This window comes from Enterococcus sp. AZ050 (genome assembly GCF_051715085.1).
Taxonomy (GTDB): domain Bacteria; phylum Bacillota; class Bacilli; order Lactobacillales; family Enterococcaceae; genus Enterococcus; species Enterococcus faecalis.
In genome coordinates this window covers 867,677-888,460 of the sequence record NZ_JBIOTC010000001.1, presented here as the reverse complement: position 1 = coordinate 888,460, position 20,784 = coordinate 867,677, and the positions used below count along the sequence as shown (strand labels likewise).

General features: G+C 37.5%; 14 protein-coding genes and 1 pseudogene. 14 read left to right on the top strand and 1 reads right to left on the bottom strand.

What is annotated here, in order from left to right; genetic code table 11:
- Nucleotides 1-31 precede the first annotated feature (31 nt).
- The 12 genes and pseudogenes from IGJ04_RS04285 (at nucleotide 32) to asnS (ending at nucleotide 18,821) form a co-directional block, all read left to right on the top strand.
- On the top strand, nucleotides 32-1,750 hold the full coding sequence (locus IGJ04_RS04285) for a proline--tRNA ligase (protein WP_002356780.1): 1,719 nt from the start codon (nucleotides 32-34) through the stop codon (nucleotides 1,748-1,750).
- A 542-nt stretch (nucleotides 1,751-2,292) separates the two neighbouring features.
- A complete protein-coding gene (locus IGJ04_RS04280; protein WP_010707318.1) occupies nucleotides 2,293-2,823 on the top strand; it encodes a hypothetical protein in 531 nt (176 codons plus the stop codon).
- 12 nt (nucleotides 2,824-2,835) lie between these two features.
- Nucleotides 2,836-4,148: pseudogene (locus tag IGJ04_RS04275) on the top strand (hypothetical protein).
- Nucleotides 4,149-4,161: 13 nt separating this feature from the next.
- Nucleotides 4,162-4,452, top strand: a complete 291-nt coding sequence (locus IGJ04_RS04270) for a hypothetical protein (protein WP_002400826.1) — start codon at nucleotides 4,162-4,164, stop codon at nucleotides 4,450-4,452.
- A 3-nt stretch (nucleotides 4,453-4,455) separates the two neighbouring features.
- Nucleotides 4,456-4,791: a hypothetical protein gene (locus IGJ04_RS04265; RefSeq protein WP_002400825.1), complete on the top strand. Its 336-nt coding sequence runs from the start codon at nucleotides 4,456-4,458 to the stop codon at nucleotides 4,789-4,791.
- Nucleotides 4,792-5,032: 241 nt separating this feature from the next.
- Nucleotides 5,033-9,388 (top strand): PolC-type DNA polymerase III, encoded by a 4,356-nt coding sequence (locus IGJ04_RS04260; protein ID WP_002400824.1) that lies wholly within the window; start codon nucleotides 5,033-5,035, stop codon nucleotides 9,386-9,388.
- Nucleotides 9,389-9,598: 210 nt separating this feature from the next.
- Nucleotides 9,599-11,056, top strand: a complete 1,458-nt coding sequence (locus IGJ04_RS04255) for an amino acid permease (protein ID WP_002356790.1) — start codon at nucleotides 9,599-9,601, stop codon at nucleotides 11,054-11,056.
- A 217-nt stretch (nucleotides 11,057-11,273) separates the two neighbouring features.
- Entirely contained in the window at nucleotides 11,274-12,650 is a 1,377-nt protein-coding gene (locus tag IGJ04_RS04250; protein ID WP_002400823.1) for a hypothetical protein, read from the top strand.
- A gap of 180 nt (nucleotides 12,651-12,830) precedes the next feature.
- Entirely contained in the window at nucleotides 12,831-15,620 is a 2,790-nt protein-coding gene (locus IGJ04_RS04245) for an ATP-dependent DNA helicase DinG (protein ID WP_438839956.1), read from the top strand.
- 75 nt (nucleotides 15,621-15,695) lie between these two features.
- Nucleotides 15,696-16,214 carry a cell wall elongation regulator TseB-like domain-containing protein gene (locus IGJ04_RS04240; protein ID WP_002382785.1) on the top strand — a complete coding sequence of 173 codons (519 nt, stop codon included), beginning with the start codon at nucleotides 15,696-15,698 and terminating at the stop codon, nucleotides 16,212-16,214.
- 38 nt (nucleotides 16,215-16,252) lie between these two features.
- Entirely contained in the window at nucleotides 16,253-17,452 is a 1,200-nt protein-coding gene (locus IGJ04_RS04235) for a pyridoxal phosphate-dependent aminotransferase (RefSeq protein ID WP_010715361.1), read from the top strand.
- Nucleotides 17,453-17,468: 16 nt separating this feature from the next.
- Nucleotides 17,469-18,821, top strand: a complete 1,353-nt coding sequence (asnS, locus tag IGJ04_RS04230) for an asparagine--tRNA ligase (RefSeq protein WP_002376912.1) — start codon at nucleotides 17,469-17,471, stop codon at nucleotides 18,819-18,821.
- A gap of 46 nt (nucleotides 18,822-18,867) precedes the next feature.
- On the opposite strand, the gene IGJ04_RS04225 is transcribed toward asnS, so the two are convergent.
- Complete coding sequence (locus IGJ04_RS04225; protein ID WP_002382786.1) at nucleotides 18,868-19,827, bottom strand: Gfo/Idh/MocA family protein; 960 nt, start codon at nucleotides 19,825-19,827, stop codon at nucleotides 18,868-18,870.
- 166 nt (nucleotides 19,828-19,993) lie between these two features.
- Between IGJ04_RS04225 and IGJ04_RS04220 the strand changes: the two genes are divergently transcribed.
- Complete coding sequence (locus IGJ04_RS04220) at nucleotides 19,994-20,518, top strand: hypothetical protein (protein ID WP_002382789.1); 525 nt, start codon at nucleotides 19,994-19,996, stop codon at nucleotides 20,516-20,518.
- A gap of 59 nt (nucleotides 20,519-20,577) precedes the next feature.
- Nucleotides 20,578-20,757, top strand: a complete 180-nt coding sequence (locus IGJ04_RS04215; RefSeq protein WP_002384259.1) for a hypothetical protein — start codon at nucleotides 20,578-20,580, stop codon at nucleotides 20,755-20,757.
- The last annotated feature ends 27 nt before the right edge of the window (nucleotides 20,758-20,784 follow it).

Here is a 20,784-nt window from a genome sequence, read left to right as displayed (position 1 = left end):
ATAGTTGATTTTAAAATAGAGGAGAGTTTTAATGAAACAGTCAAAAATGTTAATTCCAACGTTAAGAGAAGTACCAAATGATGCAGAAGTCTTAAGTCATCAAATTCTGTTGCGCGCAGGCTATATTCGTCAAGTCGCTGCAGGGATCTATTCTTATTTACCTTTAGCCAATCGTGTTTTAGAAAAATTAAAAACGATTATGCGAGAAGAATTTGAGAAAATTGATGCAGTTGAAATGTTAATGCCTGCGTTATTACCAGCAGAACTTTGGAAAGAATCAGGCCGTTATGAAACTTATGGACCTAACTTGTATCGCTTAAAAGATCGCAATGACCGTGACTATATCTTAGGACCAACGCATGAAGAAACCTTCACAGAATTAATTCGTGATGAAATCAATTCTTACAAACGATTACCTTTGAATTTATACCAAATTCAAACAAAATATCGTGATGAAAAACGCCCACGTTCTGGCTTATTAAGAGGCCGTGAATTTATCATGAAAGATGGCTATTCTTTTCATGCCGATGAAGCTAGTTTAGATCAATCATACCGTGATTACGAAAAAGCTTACTCACGCATTTTTGAACGCTGTGGACTAGAATTCCGTGCCATTATTGGGGACGGTGGTGCCATGGGTGGTAAAGATTCTAAAGAATTTATGGCGATTTCTGAAATTGGGGAAGATACTATTTGCTATTCAACAGAAAGTGATTATGCTGCCAATTTAGAAATGGCAACAAGTCTTTATACGCCGAAAAAATCACATGAAACACAATTAGATTTAGAAAAAATTGCAACACCAGAAGTGGGTACAATTGCCGAAGTGGCAAACTTCTTTGAAGTTGAGCCACAACGTATTATTAAATCAGTACTATTTATTGCCGATGAAGAGCCAGTAATGGTCTTGGTTCGTGGCGATCATGATGTCAATGATGTCAAATTGAAAAACTTCTTAGGCGCTGATTTCTTAGATGAAGCAACAGAAGAAGATGCTCGCCGTGTCTTAGGAGCGGGCTTTGGTTCAATTGGTCCAGTCAATGTTTCCGAAGATGTTAAAATTTATGCAGATTTAGCTGTTCAAGATTTAGCCAACGCCATTGTTGGAGCTAACGAAGATGGCTATCATTTGACAAATGTAAATCCAGATCGTGATTTCCAACCAATTAGTTACGAAGATTTACGCTTTGTTCAAGAAGGCGATCCTTCTCCTGATGGCAATGGTGTCTTAGCCTTTACCAAAGGAATCGAAATTGGTCATATCTTCAAATTAGGAACGCGTTACAGTGATGCTATGGGCGCAACAGTTTTAGATGAAAACGGTCGTGAAAAATCAGTGATCATGGGTTGCTATGGCATCGGCGTTAGTCGTTTACTTTCAGCAATCGTTGAACAAAATGCAGACGAGCGCGGTATTAATTGGCCAACAGGAATTGCGCCATTTGATTTACACGTGGTCCAAATGAATGTGAAAGATGAGTATCAAACAAAACTATCACAAGAAGTTGAAGCAATGATGACCGAAGCGGGCTACGAAGTATTAGTTGATGACCGCAACGAGCGTGCAGGCGTAAAATTTGCTGATGCTGATTTAATTGGTTGTCCAATCCGTATCACAGTCGGTAAAAAAGCAGTTGATGGTGTGGTAGAAGTCAAAATCAAACGTACTGGTGAAATGTTGGAAGTACGCAAAGAAGAATTAGAAAGTACACTTTCTATTTTGATGAACACAACATCAGAAGCGGAATAAATAAACAAACTTAATAACAGTATAAAGCTTAAAACGAAATCAAAGTTTCTCTGATTTTGTTTTAAGCTTTTTTAATGTAATAAAAAACTTAAATGTCTCAAGCTATAAACAATATTCGATTTTAAAAATTAATCTATATAAAATTACTCCATTTATTTTTTTAAAATAACAAAGGAAATAAATAAGTGATTTAAGCTGATTAAATGATATTTTTGTGTTTTTAAACAAATTTTTCATATATATATATATATATATATATATATATATATATAGAATTTAAAATTATATTTACAGTAATTATATGTTAATGGTATTATAAAATGGTGGCTAATTCATTAGATTAAATAGAGGAGGTTATAACTAATAAAAAATAGGTTAGAAAATTAAAGAAAATACTCTTTCAGAACAGAAACGATTGAATGAAGTTAGGTTAGTAAAGGGAACCCAGTAGCATTGGTGCTGTACTAGTGAAAGGAATTTATGGGACGAATCCAATAAGTGTTAAAACATGATTGTACATAAAAAAGAAAGGAGGGAAGCCAGTGAAAAAAGGAAAACTAAGTACCTTAGCTGCTGTAGTACTAATCATAATAGGAATTGGAGGGAAACAATACATGGATAAAAAAGCAATAGAAAAAGATTACCAACAAGGCATCGGTTTAATTCAAAAATATGTATCAAACTATTTGGTAGAAAACTATGAAGGTATTGAGAAGATTGAGTGGCAAGGCGTTGGCGTGGAATGGCGGAATGCAAAAGGATATGGGCCTTCGTTGTTGGGGAATTATGTGAATACTAGAGTGAATATATTTGTATCAGAAGATAAATATTTTTCTGTAAGATTTACTTTGACAGATGAAACAGATTATGACAATAATTTGAAAAAATATGTTAAAGCAAGTTCTTTGAATTCTGAAAATATTGATTTTTCAATCAAATCGGATTTGGAAAATGCTACCTATGATTTAAAACAGAGTGAAAAAGAATCATTCACGAAGCTAGAGAAGTCAATTTTTGGTAGTGATAATGCAAAAATCATTTATAACTTAGAAATTTATGAGTTGAACTATTAGGGGGGAGAATCTATGAGTAGAGAAATCACAACGGAAATATTAGCTAACGCTATTGATGAGACGAAAGATACTGTTCAAACAAAGAATACAAATGTACGATTGAAAATTCAAGGAAAAAAACAGACTTCAAAATCATCCACAAAGCCGCCAGCACCCAATCCAGCCAACTAAATGCCATGGCCATCGCCCCTTTAGATGACCAAGGCAAACCTGACTATAACAACGTCGCTGTCGTGTACGCTGGTACCAATTCATTTGGGGATGAAGGTAAAAAAGGCTTTGAAACAGCTGGAACAGCTTTTGTAGGTGGACTTTCTGAAGAATATCAGGAAGCTGAAAAATTTTTAAAACAAACGCAGCAAAAAATCGCCTCGCAAAACGGCACAATTACCGATGTTGCAGGCTTTAGTCAATCAGGTGGCTACATGATGAAAATGGCAGGGAAATACGGGCAAGAAATGGGCTTTCGTACCACCAGTTTTGATGATTGGGGCCGCAATCAATTTGAACGTTTAACGACGAGTGAAAAACAGTGGCTACAAGAAAATCCAGAATTTTTGATTCGCTACCAAAATGATTCATGGGCAGCACTGTCAGGACGTGATAGTAAATATGGCACGATTTCTTCGATTTCAGGGGTTGGTGAACATAATACTTTAGCCAACTATTTTGACGGGGACGACTTGGATTTGGATCGTTTAGCCAAAGATGGCATTTTTGCACCGAATATGACTTTGGAGCAAGTCAAGTTAGCAGCGAAAGTCTGGGCAAAGAAAAATGGCGACTGGGATCCCACCACAAATAATGAAGCCGAAGCGAAAAAACGAGTGCAGGAGTACTTAGAACTCTATGGCGAATTTGCGCAAACGAATGCGAATTTGGAAAAATTAAAATCTGGTACTGATAAAGCTATTCGTTCTTTACATACAAAAATTGCCAGTGCTTCTGGCGGTCAAAAAATCAAGTTACGAGCAGACTTGGCATTACAGGTAGCTAATCAGGCTAGGACAATCGGTGAAGAAGCGGAGAAATTGCTAAAACAAAGCCAGCAAGACACAGAACAAGCGTTAGCAGAAATTTCCAAGGAAATTTTAACAAGTGCTAATGAAATTAGACAATATTTGTCTTATTCTGAGGTCCAAGCAATGATTGCACCGTATGAAAAAAGTCGTTTGTGGGACGAGGCACAGGCCAGTCACAATCGGAAACAAGTTCAACAATATAATCAAAAACTGATGACATTTAGTGAAAAGTTAACAACTGCGGCTAAAAATATTCAAGAATACGATCGCCAAGCAGGGAATCAGTTATTTGCACAGAAATGAAAGGATGTCGCACATGGATGAACTGGAAAGAGAACTTCAATTGGAATTAGAACGCGTACAAAAGATACAAGAACGCCAAGCCATTCAAGCTGTGATTACAGCAAAACAAACCAGAATCGCAACCATCAAACAAACCTCCACACATACAATCAAGAAACTTTCAGAATTGATGAGCAAACAATCAAAAACTACGTTGCCTTCTTCCTTAAAAGGTGCGTTTCAAGGGCAAGTGGCGGACGCAGCGAGCCATTATTTGAAAACGATTCCTGACGCAAATTTAAAAACACCAGCAAAAGGAGGTTAAGAGATGACACCGGAAGAAAAACGCCGCAGTTACCAGATGATTGAAGACAACTATTATCAAGAAAAGCGCAGAATCAATCAACAACAGCAACATGTTTCCGCTGAAATCCAGCGATTTAGACAACAAACGAACCAACTAGTAGGCAAGGTGGCTTATTTTACTAGAAATGATACTTGGGACAAACGAATGTTTCATCATCAAATAGCCACCAGTTTAGATGAAGTGAAACGAACAGAAAACCGATTTGTTTTAATCCTAGAAGAAACAGAACAAGCCATGCGGAAAAATTATCGAAAAGAGATTGAGAAATTGGAAGAAATGGCAAGAATGGATTTGTAAGGGATTGGTAAATACGGATTGACAGGATTTTTTTGTTCAATATGTTCAAACAAATAATGGAATTCTTCAGGAGTACATTACTCTTGTTCTCTAATTTTTAGCAAGCCATTGACGGAACAAGATTGTTTTTTTACAAAAAACGAGTATACTTAATAGAGAAGCGAATGCAGAGAAACCGAAAAAAGGCACTTGACAGATTTGTCTGAGGGCCTTTTTTCAATGATAGAAGGAGGTTCATTTTGTGACAGAAAAAGCACGCGATTTATTTGATAAACTGATGACGCAAATTCAGTTAGATGACACAGCGAAAGAACATCCCTTAATTCAAAATGGCCGGATTGACAAGGTCATTGTTCACCAACAAAGTCGCTTATGGGAATTTCATTTAAGTTTTGATGAATTGATGCCAGTGATGCTATATCAAACATTTATGCAACAATTGGAACTAGCTTTTCAACAAATTGCGCAGGTTTCCGTTCAAATAACCACAAATCAGACAACATTTACTGAGGAACAATTAACGGATTATTGGCAATTGGCCTTGTTAAATAGTCAATGCAATACACCGTTAGTTCAGAAAGTCTTAAAAACACAGACACCACAATTTGAAGATCGGAAAATTATCTTACCTGTTGATAATGAAGCAGTTATTCCTTATTTGAAGCAACAATATTTACCAATTATTGAGGAACTTTATTTCTCTTACGGGTTTCCTAAATTTCATATTGAACCAAAAATGGATCAACAGCAAGCTGCAGAAGTGCTGAAAAAGTTTGAAGAGCAAAAATTAGAACAAGCCGCAGCCTTTCAACAACAAGCTGCTGAATCGCTTGTTAAACATGAACAAATGAAAAAAGAAAAACAACAACAAGCGCCTGCGTTTGATGGTCCAATTCGTTTAGGTCGGAATATTCCCAATGATGAACCCATTATGCCAATGGGAAACATACTGGAAGAAGAACGTCGGATAACGATTGAAGGCTTTATTTTTGATAAAGAAGTGCGTGAATTGCGTTCTAAACGAAAAATTTTAATTTTGAAAATAACTGATTATACTTCCTCTTTCGTGGTGAAGAAATTTTCGAATGGGGAAAAAGATGAACAAGTTTTTGATGCGATTCAACCGCAAAGTTGGATTCGTGTTCGTGGTAGTGTACAAGAAGATACCTTCATGCGTGATTTAGTCATGAATGCCCAAGATTTGATGGAAGTCGCCCATGCGCCAAGAAAAGACTACGCGCCAGAAGGTGAAAAACGTGTAGAATTACACATGCATAGTAACATGAGTACAATGGATGCGACCAATAAAGTAGGTGACTTGGTGGCGCAAGCGGGGAAATGGGGTCACAAGGCCATCGCAATTACGGATCATGGCGGCGCCCAAGCGTTTCCTGATGCCCATGCTGCAGGTAAAAAAGCAGGCGTTAAAATTTTATACGGCGTGGAAGCTAATATTGTTGATGATGGTGTACCCATTGCTTACAACGAAGAACATATTGAATTAACAGATGCTACCTATGTAGTCTTTGACGTGGAAACAACGGGGCTTTCCGCTGTTTATGATACAATTATTGAATTGGCCGCTGTCAAAATGCACAAAGGAAATGTCATTGAGACATTTGAGCAATTTATTGATCCTGGCCATCCATTATCTCAAACAACGATCAATTTAACTGGGATTACAGATGAAATGGTGCGCGGTTCAAAATCCGAAGAAGAAGTTTTACGCATGTTTAAAGAGTTTTCAGAAGGAACTATTTTAGTGGCCCACAACGCTTCTTTTGATATGGGGTTCTTAAATACAAGTTATGGCAAACATGGAATACCTGAAGCGGCTAATCCCGTCATCGATACATTAGAATTATCCAGATTCTTGTATCCACATTTCAAAAGCCATCGTCTAAATACCTTATCGAAAAAATTTGGCGTCAACTTAGAACAACATCACCGCGCCATCTATGACTCGGAATCAACGGGTCATTTGTGCTGGATTTTCTTAAAAGAAGCGAAAGAGAATCATGATATGCATTTCCATGATGATTTGAATCGTCATATTGGCGAAGGAGACTCATACAAACGAGCTCGACCTTTCCATGCAACGATTTTAGCAACAACTCAAGCAGGATTAAAAAATCTTTTTAAATTGATTTCCATGTCCAATGTAGATTATTTTTTCCGAGTACCACGGATTCCTCGTTCGCAATTATCGAAGTTAAGAGAAGGGCTTTTAATCGGTTCCGCATGTTCAAACGGCGAAATCTTTGAAGCAATGATGCAAAAAGGTGTCGAAGAAGCAAAAAATCGTGCCAAATTCTACGATTATATTGAAGTTATGCCCAAACCAGTTTACGCGCCATTAATTGAACAAGAATTGGTGAAAAATGAAGCAGATTTGGAAGAAATTATTAGTAATCTAGTGAAAATCGGTGACGAACTTGGCAAGCTGGTTGTCGCCACTGGAAATGTTCATTATTTAAATGAAGAAGATGCCATCTATCGGAAAATTTTAGTCGGGTCTATGGGTGGCGCTAATCCGTTAAATCGCCATAGTTTACCAAAGGTTCATTTCCGAACCACCGATGAAATGTTAACGGAATTTCAATTTTTAGGACAAGACGTCGCTAAGCGAATTGTAGTAGAAAATCCCAACAAAGTCGCTGATTTATGTGAAGAAGTTATTCCAGTAAAAGACGATTTGTATACGCCGAAAATTCCTGGGTCTGAACAAGAGATCACTGATTTAAGCTACAATCGTGCGCGCGAATTGTATGGCGATCCTTTACCAGAAATTGTCGAAAAACGGTTAGAAAAGGAACTGAATTCGATTAACGGGAATGGTTTCTCGGTCATTTATTTAATTTCTCAAAAACTGGTGCATAAAAGTAATGAAGACGGCTATTTAGTCGGTTCACGGGGCTCTGTCGGTTCGAGTTTTGTTGCGACAATGACAGGGATTACTGAAGTAAATCCTTTAGCGCCACATTATTATTGTCCTGAGTGTCAATATTCTGAGTTCTATGAAGATGGTTCCTATGGTTCAGGGTTTGATATGCCTGAAAAAGCCTGTCCAAAATGTGGCGCTCGATTGTTTAAAGATGGTCACGATATTCCTTTTGAAACGTTCTTAGGGTTCCATGGCGACAAAGTTCCCGATATCGATTTGAACTTTTCTGGCGATTATCAAGCCGAAGCCCATAACTACACGAAAGTTCTTTTTGGTGAAGAATATGTCTATCGGGCAGGAACCATTGGTACAGTAGCTGACAAAACAGCGTATGGCTTTGTTAAAGGATATGAAAGAGATCATAATTTACATTTGCGTGGTGCTGAAATTGATCGCTTAGCCAAAGGTTCAACAGGGGTTAAACGGACGACTGGGCAGCATCCCGGCGGTATTATTGTAATTCCTGATTACATGGATGTTTATGACTTTACGCCAATTCAATACCCTGCTGATGATCAAGAGGCAGAATGGAAAACGACGCACTTTGATTTCCATTCCATTCACGATAATATTTTAAAACTTGATATTCTGGGACATGATGATCCAACCGTGATTCGGATGTTACAAGATTTATCTGGGATTGAGCCAAAAACCATCCCAACAGACGATCCAGAAGTGATGCGTATTTTTGAAGGACCTGAGGTTCTAGGTGTGGATGCAGAGCAAATTTATTCTAAAACAGGAACGTTAGGAATTCCTGAATTTGGAACACGTTTCGTTCGAGGCATGTTAGAGCAGACCCATCCATCAACTTTTGCAGAATTACTTCAAATTTCTGGACTGTCTCACGGAACCGATGTGTGGCTAGGGAATGCAGAAGAGTTGATTCGCCGTGGCGAAGCCAATCTTGCTGAAGTAATTGGTTGTCGGGATGATATCATGGTATATTTAATTCATGCTGGTTTGGACAGTGGGATGGCCTTTAAGATTATGGAAACGGTACGTAAAGGACAATGGAATAAGATTCCTGATGAACTACGGGATACGTATTTAAATGCGATGAAAGAAAACAACGTCCCTGACTGGTATATTGATTCTTGTTCTAAAATTAAATATATGTTCCCGAAAGCCCATGCGGCAGCATACGTATTAATGGCGTTGCGGGTCGCTTACTTTAAAGTTTATTTCCCAATCTTATATTACTGTGCATTTTTCTCCGTTCGGGCGGATGACTTTGACTTAGTGGCAATGTCACAAGGGAAAGAAGCTGTGAAAGCACGAATGAAAGAAATTACGGACAAAGGGATGGACGCCTCCACTAAAGAGAAGAACTTATTAACGGTTTTAGAATTATGTAATGAAATGCTGGAACGGGGCTATAAATTTGGCATGATTGATTTGTACAAATCGGACGCTGAAAATTTTGTGATTGAAGGGGATACCTTGATTGCACCTTTCCGAGCAGTGCCAAGTTTAGGACTCAACGTAGCGAAAGCCATTGTCGCTGCGCGAGAAGAGCAACCGTTCTTGTCGAAAGAAGATTTGGCAACACGAGGCAAAGTTTCTAAAACGTTAATTGAATACATGAATGAAAATGGTGTCTTAAAAGACTTGCCAGATGAAAACCAATTATCATTATTTGATATGTTATAAAAGAAAAATCTCTTAGAAAAAGGCCGGTGAAGCAACTTATTCACCGGCCTTTTTTAGTCATCAAATAAATTAGAAAATCATTGCTAGAAGCGTTTTAATTACTTATTAAAAAGCCATCTTTATTTAATTATGTTGAGCTTGTGCATAAAAAGTAAAATGCTTATGATAAATGAAGAGCTTTATTTTTTTAATAAGAAAGGAATTGGTTATATGGACAAAAAGCAATTACGATGGTTCACCGTCGGGTTAATTGCCTTTAACATGGTCTGGGGTCTTGGAAATGTTGTGAATAATTATGCACAACAAGGGATTTCAGTGGTCACTTCATGGCTTTTGATTTTAGTTTTATATTTTATTCCCTATGCGTTAATCGTAGGACAGTTAGGTTCAACATTTAAAGACAGTAATGGTGGGGTTAGTTCGTGGGTGCAAAATACCAGTACTAAACGTCTAGCCTATTATGCAGCATGGACTTATTGGGTAGTGCACATTCCTTACTTGGCACAAAAACCACAAGCAATTTTAATTGCCTTAGGTTGGGCAGTTCAAGGGAATGGAAACTTAGTCAATACGATGCCAATCGTAACGGTATCATTTATTTCATTAATAATTTTCTTGGTTTTCTTGTTATTATCAACAAAAGGGTTAACCACCTTAAAAGTTATTGGTGGTTTAGCTGGAACCGCCATGTTTGTGATGTCTATTTTATTCATTTTATTAGCGGTAGGCGCACCATTTATTAATTCAACGGTTGAATTTGCGACGCCAAACATGTCACAAGTCAGCACCTACATTCCTAAATTTGACTTTAGTTATTTTACAACCGTATCAATGTTAGTTTTTGCGGTAGGTGGCGCTGAAAAAATTTCTCCTTACGTAAATGCAACTAAAAATCCAGCCAAAGAGTTCCCTAAAGGAATGATTTTCCTAGCAGCAATGGTTGGTTTATCGGCTGTTTTAGGTTCATTTGCAATGGGCATGTTATTCTCAAGTGACAATATTCCTAAAGATTTAATGGCAAATGGTGCCTACAGTGCCTTCCAAAAATTAGGCGCATATTATGGTGTCGGTAATCTCTTAATGATTGTTTATGCTTTGACGAATACAGTGGGTCAAGTGGCTGCATTAGCCTTTTCAATTGATGCTCCACTGAAAATTCTTTTAGCTGAAGCAGATCCAGAATTTGTTCCAAGTTGGTTACGTAAACGTACGAAAAAAGGTACGTTAATTAATGGTTACTTATTAACAGGTATTTTAGTAAGTATTATTATCGCTTTACCGATGTTTGGGTTGAAGGACATGAACGAAGTGGTTAAATGGCTAACTAACTTAAATTCTGTAGTTATGCCAATGCGTTACTTGTGGGTCTTCTTTGCCTATATGCTTCTAAACAAAGCATACAAACAATTTAATTCAGAATATAAATTTGTTAAAAATCCTAAAATTGGTTTTGTGTTTGGTCTCTGGTGTTTCCTATTTACAGCCTTTGCTTGTATCCTAGGAATGGTGCCTAAATTTGAGTATGCCTCAGACCCTCAAGGCTGGTTGTTCCAATTAGCTTCTAACATTGTGACACCAATCGTCTTAATTCTATTAGGAATGATTTTACCAGCAATTGCACGTCGCGAGAAAAAAGACACGATTTTGCCAATTGATTCAGCAGAATAATTGGTTACATGTCCCAAGGATAAAATAGTCAGTTTAAGTATTTTGCGTGAGATAAATGGTCAATAGGACTGTTTGTCTCACGTTTTTTTCTGTCGATTTTTCTCTAAAATTTCTATTGTCTCTTAAAAATATGAGAAAATCAGAAGAATTTCTCCTGTATACTAAAGGTATCTATCATTAAAAATGGTTATTAACGGAGAAAAAGGAAGTGAACCTCATGACTAAAACACTTGAAACACAACCAGAAGAGAAAACGGTCTTTCTTTGTAAAGAAACGAATCCAGATTTTTTAGGACGAGAAATTTATGCGGATAATGTTGAAACACCGTATAATTTTTACTTAATTCGCAAGCTTTATTTAGCGAAAGAGTACCAAAATTTAGCAGAAGGGGAACAATTTTTTGAGGCTTTATGTGAAAGTTGGGATGAATCAGAACAGTTTGAAGAGTTAATTGTTAAAAAGATTTATGTCTATGTTGAAACGGAGTTAATGTACTACACTGTTTATTTTGGAAGCTTTGAGCCGACCACTCGTGACTTACGATTCGCACTGAAACAATGGATGTATGAAATACCGACAACTAAAAATAAAAAAACAGTCCGTATGAATGAAACCAATGTACAAGTAGTGCCGCAAGAAAATCAATTAACGGAATTAGCTGGTGAAATTGCTGTCTTACGTGAAATGTTGACACTTTTAAAAGAAAATTTAGCCTCCTTGAATGAAGCCGTTAAGCAAACGAGAAATCCCGTCATTTCTAGACAAATAAAAACGATCCATTTGAAAAGAGCTTCTCCTGTGATAGCCGCAGAACAGGCATCGCTAAAAGTATCAGAGGATACTAATCCGGAACAACCAGACGTCAATCTCTCGCCTGATAATCTGGAAAATCAAGAAGGTGAAACAACTGTAGCAACAAGTGAAGCAGTGCTTCCCGTTAACAAACTAGTGCTTGAAGAACCAGCGAAAGAACCAGTGTTATCTGAACCAGCGCCAATTAAAGAAGCGCAGCTAGAAAAAAAACAAGAAAACCAGCAGAGCACTGCGGCAAAACCTTTATTTACTTTTCCACAAGAAACAGAAAAAAGCTCGCTAAATTCAGTGGATAAGTCTGCCGAAAAAGAAGAGGAGCAGAAGCCAGAAAAAGAAGCTGTCTCTATGGAAAGTGAGAAAGAAAATTCATCAAGTCGGACAATTCCTGCGGACTTTCAACGACAATTGGACGAATTAGAAGAGGAAATTTATCGTCGCTTTATGAGTCGCCAGTTAGAGGATACTGATGGAAATCAAGCAGTACCGAAAATAACGATTGAAAAAAGACAGTTAGAAGCACAAATGTTTGAAGCAAAAGCATTCTCACAATCATTTAAACAAGTTCAAAAGAAAAAGGCAGGAGACGTGCGAATTTGCAATCAGTTAAGTTGTATGAAATTAGAAAAAGGATTAGATAAATTTTTAGACGAAGTTACAGAATATGTTGAAAAGCGGACACTATTTAATAAAAAGGTTCGTTGTCCGCTACCAGTAATCAGAGAATTGGAAGGCTATGGGCAATTAAACCAGTATATGCAGAAAATCCTTGACTGTTATTAATCGCTTATTTAGGAGAAGGTAAGACAAAACCGTTCAGTTTATCAGCTTTTAAGCCTGAAACAAAAATCACTTTGGATTTTTGTTTCAGGCTCTTTCTTATTATCTCTGGAAAAGATTTCAAGAGAATTTTTGAAATACTAGTGAAAATCCTATAAATTGTAGTATAATTTTCAAAGATGAATGAAAGGCGTGAAGTCATTGAAAGACAAACAAGTGTATGCAGTAGTTGACCTTGAAACGACTGGAACAGATCCTACAAGTGATCGGATCATTCAGTTTGGATGCGTTCTCGTTCAAGATGGAAAGATTATTGCGAACTTTGCGACAGATGTGAATCCCAATCAAGTAGTACCAAAACAAATTCAAAGTTTAACGGGGATTAGTAATACGCAAGTTCAAAAAGCGCCTTATTTTGAAGATGTAGCACATACAATTTATCATTATCTGGAAGATACTATTTTTGTGGCGCATAACGTCCACTTTGATTATAATTTTTTAGCTCGTGAACTGGTACGGTGTGGCACGCCGCCACTTACCATTCCAGCCATTGATACAGTGGAATTGGCACAGATTTTTTTACCGACAGAAAAAAGTTTCCGTTTAAGTGATTTGTCGGAAAGCTTAGGTTTGTCTCATGAGAATCCCCATCAAGCAGATAGTGATGCGCAGGTTACAGCCGAACTTTTGTTATTAATTCAAGAAAAAATGAAATCTTTACCATTAGTCACTATGGAAAAAATTGCGGAATTAAGTCAACAGACAGCGCGGGAAACCAGTACTTTTATTCAACAAACGTATGAACAAATGAAAAAACAAGTCACACCATTAAATCCAGCTTATCAAGTGGTCAGTGGCATTGCTTTACGCAAAAAAGAAGTTCCTCTTTTTGAAGAAACGTTCTATCAGACTAGCACGTATCCCAAAACTAAAAAAGCCAAAGAAAAACTGTTTGGCGAACGTTTCGCTTATCGTGCGGAACAGAGTCGGATGATGAATTTAGTCTATGATCATTTTACAGAAGGAACGACAAAAGATTTATTTATTGAAGCAGCGACTGGAACGGGAAAAACATTAGGCTATCTGTTGCCGATGAGCTATTTAGCAACGCCAGAAAAACCAGTCATCATTTCAACAGTTTCGATTGTTTTACAAAATCAATTAGTGGAAAAAGATTTACCATTAGCCAATCAAATCTGCCAAGGAAAATTACGAGGCATTGTTATTAAAAGCCATCGACACTATCTTGATTTACAACGCTTTAAGGCAACGTTGAATCAGCCAACTCCGCAAAAACAATACGCTCTTTATCAAATGGGCGTTCTCGTCTGGTTGCTAGAAACAGAAACGGGCGATTTAGATGAACTACAATTGACGAATTTAAATCATTTATTCTGGAAAGAAGTTACACATCGCGGATTGGATTTTCTTTCAAAAAAAGATGAACTTTATGAAGTTGACTTTTTAAGACATCTGTATAAAAAAGTCGCTCAAAGTAACGTGTTGATTGTTAATCATGCATTTTTGGCGCAAGAGTCGCTAAGGAAACAACCGTTATTACCTGAAAGTCCGTGGCTAATTATTGATGAAGCACATCATTTACCAGACATCGCTAGTCGGATGGCGAGCGAACGAGTGAACAGTGTGATACTAAAAAAACAAGTCACACATTTTATTGAAAAAGAACAACTTTTTGTTGCTTTACAGCAAATTTTTCAACAGTTTTCTGAAGAGCAGCGGTTTGTAAAAATTTATCAGCAAGGTTTACTGGATTTTGTGGATGAATGGCAAGATTTTCTTTTTGAATTGCATCGTTTATTTAGTAAAACGCAGAAGCGGATAGACCATCAGGAGTTGCTTTTAACCAAAGAACGTATTGATTATTTATCTGCTGCGGGAGAAAAACATAGTCAAACGCTCCAGCTTTTACTGCAGGAGCTGTTAACTATTCAAAGTAAGTTACAGCAAACAATTATGAGTCAGTTGGAAACCTTTAGTTTGGCTGATCGCATCGTTTTTGTTCGCTTGTTTCAATTTTTTGATGAAATTGAACGTATTCATCACTGTTTTACCATTTATCTTGATGATTGGCGTCCACGTTGGGTAAAAGAATATTTACCACAAAATGAAGACCATGGCTTGATTGAAATTCATGACTTAGAAGCTAGTTTGCTTCCTGAAACAAAGTGGTATCCGCGGTATGAACGAATTATTTATACAAGCGGCACATTGAAGTTTGGCAACAATAAAAAGTATTTACCGCAACGGTTAGGTTTAACAGAGGTGACGTTCAAAACCCTGCCAACGCCATATAACTATGCAGAAAATGCGCGAGTCTATGTACCGGAAGAAGCAGTAGCCATTCAAAATGCCTCTTCCTATGAGATGGGTCAATACATTTCAGATACCATTGAAAAATTGATGGCGCAAGAGGAACGTTCGATGTTGGTTCTTTTTACTTCGCATGAATTATTGTCCACCGTGTATCATCAAGTCCAGCCAAGATTATTGGAAAAAGGACAAGAGGTCCTCGCCCAAGGGATTAGCGGCAGTCGTGAAAAAATTCTTAAACGGTTCTCTAATGGAAAACCGAATGTCTTGCTAGGAGCCAATAGCTTTTGGGAAGGTGTGGACTTACCAGGAACAGCTTTACAGTTATTGATAGTCACGCGTTTGCCTTTTGAAAACCCGAAACGACCACTTGTGCAAGCAAAATATGCGTATTTAGAAGCAGAAGGGATACAACCATTTGCTCAAGAAGCGGTACCGAAAGCAGCCTTACGTTTGCGACAAGCACTGGGCCGTTTAATCCGTTCTGAAGAAGATAGAGGGGCATTGCTGATTCTGGATCGTCGTTTAGTCACTGCAAAATATGGCAAACGATTAATCAAAGCGTTTCCCAAAGGACTCTCAGTAAAAGAAGCGCCCATGCCTGAAATTTTAGAAGAATTAAAGGAATTTTTAAACAAATAATCGATTATTTTTAGGTCATATTTGTGAAAGGCCGCTATTTTTCTGCTATAATAAGACCCAGTAAGTTTAGAGAGGATGGAAGGATTTTTGGAGGAATTAGAAGAAAAGAAAGAGAAGAAACGGATTACTGTCCTTTTAACCCTATTGGCAATCCTTTTAGCAATTCTTGTAACAATAATTATCTTTTTTGTACGAACCAATCAACCAATGGCTCAAGCTAAAAAAGAAGCAACCGCAATTGCCAAAACTTCTGCTAATTTAGAAACAGTTGATAAATTTTACTGGTTTACACGCAAAAATACGTATTTTACTTTAACCGGCAAAAATGATAAAGGCACAGAGATTGTCGTGATTGTCCCTAAATCGGGAGAAAAAGTCACGGTCTTAAATCAAAAAGATGGTCAAACTGAACAACAAATAACAGATATTGTTGCTAAAGCCCATCCCGATGAATCGGTGATGAAAGCTACGTTAGGGCTTTATGATAAGCGCCCTGCATGGGAAGTGGTCACCGAAAATGATCAAGGAGTACTGACGTATTATCTGATGAGCTTTGATAAAGGCGAAGAGATCAACGTTGTCAAAGATATTTAATTTAGATAGGTTTTGATGAAAGTGGGAGTGAAAGGTGTATGAACGTATCAAATCGAGCACAGCAATTGACTCCTTCTGTTACATTAGCAGCTGCCGCCAAAGCGAAAGCATTAAAAGCAAAAGGTGTAGATGTTTTAAGCTTAACGGTTGGGGAACCAGATTTTGTAACCCCAAAAAATATTCAAAAAGCAGCAATTGCTTCAATTGAGGATGGAAGAGCAAGTTATTACACACCTTCTGGCGGCATTCCTGAATTAAAGCAAGCAATTGTCTCTTATGTGGAACGAGAATATCAACTTCGTTATCAACCCAAGCAAGTTATTGTGACAGATGGTGCCAAATATGCGCTGTATCTATTATTTCAAGCCATTTTGAACGTTGGGGACGAAGTGATTATCCCTGTCCCTTATTGGGTAAGTTATGGTGAACAAGTCAAGTTAGCAGAAGGCAAGCCAGTGTTTGTATCAAGCACGCAAGAGCAATCATTTAAAGTGTCAGTCGCACAATTAGAAACTGTACGAACGGACAAAACAAAAGCAATCATTTTAAATTCACCATCTAACCCAACTGGTGTTATTTATACGGAAGAAGAATTACGCCAAATTGGTGAATGGGCAGTTGCTCATGATATCCTCATTATTGCAGATGATATTTATGGTCGTTTGGTGTACAATGGACATCGGTTCACACCAATTGCAACCATCTCAGAAGCAATTCGTCAACAGACAATCATTATTAATGGCGTTTCCAAAACATATGCAATGACAGGCTGGCGCATTGGTTTTGCAGTCGGGGATGAAAAAATTATTCAAGCAATGACACAACTCGCTTCACAATCCACCAGTAATCCAGTCGCAGTTAGCCAATATGCGGCAATTGAGGCTTTAACAGGTGAACAGTCGACAGTTGAAGACATGCGTCAGGCCTTTGAAAAACGCCTAAATCATATCTATCCAAAAGTAGCAGCTTTGCCAGGCGTTTCGCTAATAAAACCTGAAGGCGCCTTTTATCTATTCCCGAATGTCAAAAAAACGTTAGAAATTTGTGGGTATGATAACGTGACTAACTGGGTGGAAGATTTATTACAAGAAGCGCATGTTGCTCTGGTAACGGGAGAGGGCTTTGGTGCACCAGAACATGTGCGGATGAGCTATGCGACAGATTTAATGACGTTAGAAAAAGCGATTGAGCGAATGAATGACTTTATAGAAAAGAAACGAATTCAGCACAACGCCTAAAAGAATAAACTAAGAAATGAACGGAGAGACAAACGTGGAACAAATTCAAATTATTGATTCAAACAAACATGTTGGAGAAACAGTAAAAATTGGCGCTTGGATTGCTAACAAACGCTCAAGCGGAAAAATTGCCTTTTTACAATTACGTGACGGGACAGCCTTTTTTCAAGGTGTCGTGTTCAAACCAAACTTCATTGAAGCCTTTGGTGAAGAAGCTGGTACAGAAAAATTCCAAGAAATTAAACACTTATCACAAGAAACAGCAGTCATGGTTACTGGTGTTATCAAAGAAGATAGCCGTTCTAAGTTCGGCTATGAAATGGATATCACTGATTTAGAAGTCGTTGGCGCTTCAGAAGATTACCCAATTACGCCGAAAGAACACGGTACAGATTTCTTAATGGATCATCGTCATTTATGGTTACGTTCAAGCAAACAACATGCAATCATGTTAGTTCGTAACGAAATTATTCGTGCTACTTACGAGTTCTTTAACGAACAAGGATTCATTAAAATTGATAGCCCAATTTTAACAGGCTCAGCACCAGAAGGCACAACAGAATTATTTGAAACAGATTACTTCGGACAACCAGCATTCTTATCACAAACAGGTCAATTATATGCAGAAGCTGGTGCGATGGCATTTGGAAAAGTCTTTACTTTTGGACCAACCTTCCGTGCGGAAAAATCCAAAACTCGTCGTCACTTAACGGAATTCTGGATGATTGAACCAGAAATGGCATACACAACTCATGAAGAATCACTAGATATTCAAGAAGCCTACGTAAAACATTTAATTAAATCAGTATTGAAAAATCAACAATATCCATTGGATGTTTTAGAACGTGATACAGCTTTACTGGAAAAATATGTTTCGGAACCATTCAAACGTATTACTTACGATGATGCGATTGAGTTATTACAAAAAGAAGAAGCAAACAATGATTATGATCACATTGAATGGGGCGAAGACTTTGGTAGCCCACATGAAACCTTTATTTCAAATTACTATGGCGTTCCAACATTCATTTTAAATTATCCAAAAGCAATTAAAGCCTTCTATATGAAACCACATCCAACACGTGAAGATGTTGTAATTTGTGCCGATTTAATTGCGCCAGAAGGTTATGGTGAAATTATCGGTGGTTCAGAGCGTGCAACTGATTATGATTATTTGAAAGAAAAAGTAGCTGAGTTTGGCTTATCTGAAGAAGAATACAGCTGGTATTTAGATTTACGTAAATACGGTTCTGTGCCACATTCCGGCTTCGGGTTAGGTTTAGAACGTGCTGTTACGTTCATTACTGGTAATGAACACATTCGTGAAGCGATTCCGTTCCCACGTATGTTAAACCGTATTTATCCATAGAGAACAAATAAAAAAGAGAACTTCGGCAAAAGCCGAAGTTCTTTTTTTAATTCTGCCATAATTTTTGCATCTGGTCCAAAATATCAATGACTTCTGTCGTGAAAAATAAGGAGCGGTTGGGTTGAGTACCTTTGATTGCTTCAACCATATTGTAGATTTCATAATTCATGGCTTCAGCTGAGTACCCAGAAACGATGGTCTCAACCGTACCGTCATTGTAGTGAACGATTGCTTCATCTGCACGTGGATAATCTGTAATGGTAATATAGGCATCTTCAAAAGCAACAATTCCTTGCTTTGGCATTTTTGCTTGGAATGTTAATGAAATAGTAGCCAACTCATTTTCTTTATTCCGAAGCAATGTCACCGATTGTTCATCAACGCCAGTAGAGAAGGGAACCATGCTAGAAGCTAAAACGTCTGGCTGTGAGCTGAGAAACCAACGAGCAAACGAAACCGCATAAGTACCAATATCTAACAATGCGCCGCCTGCTAAGTCAGGATTAAAAAAGCGATTTTTAGGATCGGGTTCTTTGTAACTTCCAAATGGTGCTTGAATCATTTTTAACTGACCAAATTTGCCAGCATCCATCAAGCGACGTAATTCGTCGTATAGTGGCATGTTAAAAATAGTCATGGCTTCTGCTAAAATAAGGTCATTTTTTTCTGCAACTGCCAAGGCTTGTTTTAATTCTGCCGCGTTCATCGTAATAGCTTTTTCACACAACACATGTTTTCCGGCCTGGAGCGCTTTTAAAATGTGTTCAGCATGTTGTTTATTTGGCACTGCTATATAGACAACATCGATTGTTTCATCTGCTAGCAATTCTTCATAAGAACCATAGGCTTTAGGGATTGAATAATCAGCGGCAAATTGTTCTGCTTTAGACAATGTCCGTGAAGCAACAGCTGCAAGTTGGCTAGTTTCTTGTTTAAACGTTGAAGCAAATTCGTGGGCAATCCCACCTAATCCTACGATGCCCCATTGATATAATTTTTTTGTCAAAAGAAGTCCTCCTAATCTATGCAATTTCTTCAAATCTTCTTCATTATTTATTATACTGTAAACAAGAGAAATTAGAAAACAAGGACAATTTAGTAAATATGATAAAATCCAGAGATAAAAAGATGCTTTTTTTAGAGAATTTCAGTAAAATAGAAAATGGAGGCGAATGATTATGCATCAAGTTTATGTAGATATTATTGTTGACGCAATTATTGAACAGTATCAAACAGAAGAAAATTTTTACTCCGCTTATCAAATTCAAGCAGCCGATTGGCAAGCTTGGAAAGAAGGCCAATTTGGTTTGGACAATGAAGTCATGCAAAAAATTAAGAATTTGTTTACGGATTATGAGTGGATGCTGACTCAAAAAATACTCCGCCAAACCATCTTATTTCCGGAAAAACGTAACCTAGCTGTTTCGGAATATAAACGGTTAAAAACAACAATTGCCAAAAAATGGCTGCAATCTGATTTGGGCGTTGTAGAATTGATTCCTAACAATAAACAGGAACAAGAAATTGCTGCTGGTTATATCGATTTGAAAGTGACGCTGGCCTATGGTGAATGGGGTTTTGATGACATTATTACATTCCGGTTACCAGCTACGATTCAACGACAATTGGAAGGTTCAAAAGTTGAATTATTAGATTGGGTCAATGAAAATCTGATGGATACTTACGTAGGTGAATAACGAATAGGAAGGATGGTCTTTTGAAATACACAATTGCTGGGATTTTATCTGTGATTATTATGTTTGGTGCGGTAATTTTTGTCTTTTTTGGCAAAAAGCCAGTTGAAGAATCTGTTCACACATCAACTGAAACAACAGTGAAATCATCCACTAAAATTTCTGAAAGTAGTACAGTTTCTTCAACTGCTACCACTGAATCAAGTACTGAAATCACGAGCGTAAGCAGTGATGAAAGTTGATAATTTTCTGTGAAAATGATACAATTA

Bases quoted from the DNA above. Each gene is read 5' to 3' on its own strand.
- IGJ04_RS04285 (WP_002356780.1), top strand. From the start codon at position 32: ATGAAACAGTCAAAAATGTTAATTCCAACGTTAAGAGAAGTACCAAAT.
- IGJ04_RS04270 (WP_002400826.1), top strand. From the start codon at position 4,162: ATGGATGAACTGGAAAGAGAACTTCAATTGGAATTAGAACGCGTACAA.
- IGJ04_RS04265 (WP_002400825.1), top strand. From the start codon at position 4,456: ATGACACCGGAAGAAAAACGCCGCAGTTACCAGATGATTGAAGACAAC.
- IGJ04_RS04255 (WP_002356790.1), top strand. From the start codon at position 9,599: ATGGACAAAAAGCAATTACGATGGTTCACCGTCGGGTTAATTGCCTTT.
- IGJ04_RS04250 (WP_002400823.1), top strand. From the start codon at position 11,274: ATGACTAAAACACTTGAAACACAACCAGAAGAGAAAACGGTCTTTCTT.
- IGJ04_RS04245 (WP_438839956.1), top strand. From the start codon at position 12,831: ATGAAAGGCGTGAAGTCATTGAAAGACAAACAAGTGTATGCAGTAGTT.
- IGJ04_RS04240 (WP_002382785.1), top strand. From the start codon at position 15,696: ATGGAAGGATTTTTGGAGGAATTAGAAGAAAAGAAAGAGAAGAAACGG.
- IGJ04_RS04235 (WP_010715361.1), top strand. From the start codon at position 16,253: ATGAACGTATCAAATCGAGCACAGCAATTGACTCCTTCTGTTACATTA.
- asnS (WP_002376912.1), top strand. From the start codon at position 17,469: ATGAACGGAGAGACAAACGTGGAACAAATTCAAATTATTGATTCAAAC.
- IGJ04_RS04220 (WP_002382789.1), top strand. From the start codon at position 19,994: ATGATTATGCATCAAGTTTATGTAGATATTATTGTTGACGCAATTATT.
- IGJ04_RS04215 (WP_002384259.1), top strand. From the start codon at position 20,578: ATGTTTGGTGCGGTAATTTTTGTCTTTTTTGGCAAAAAGCCAGTTGAA.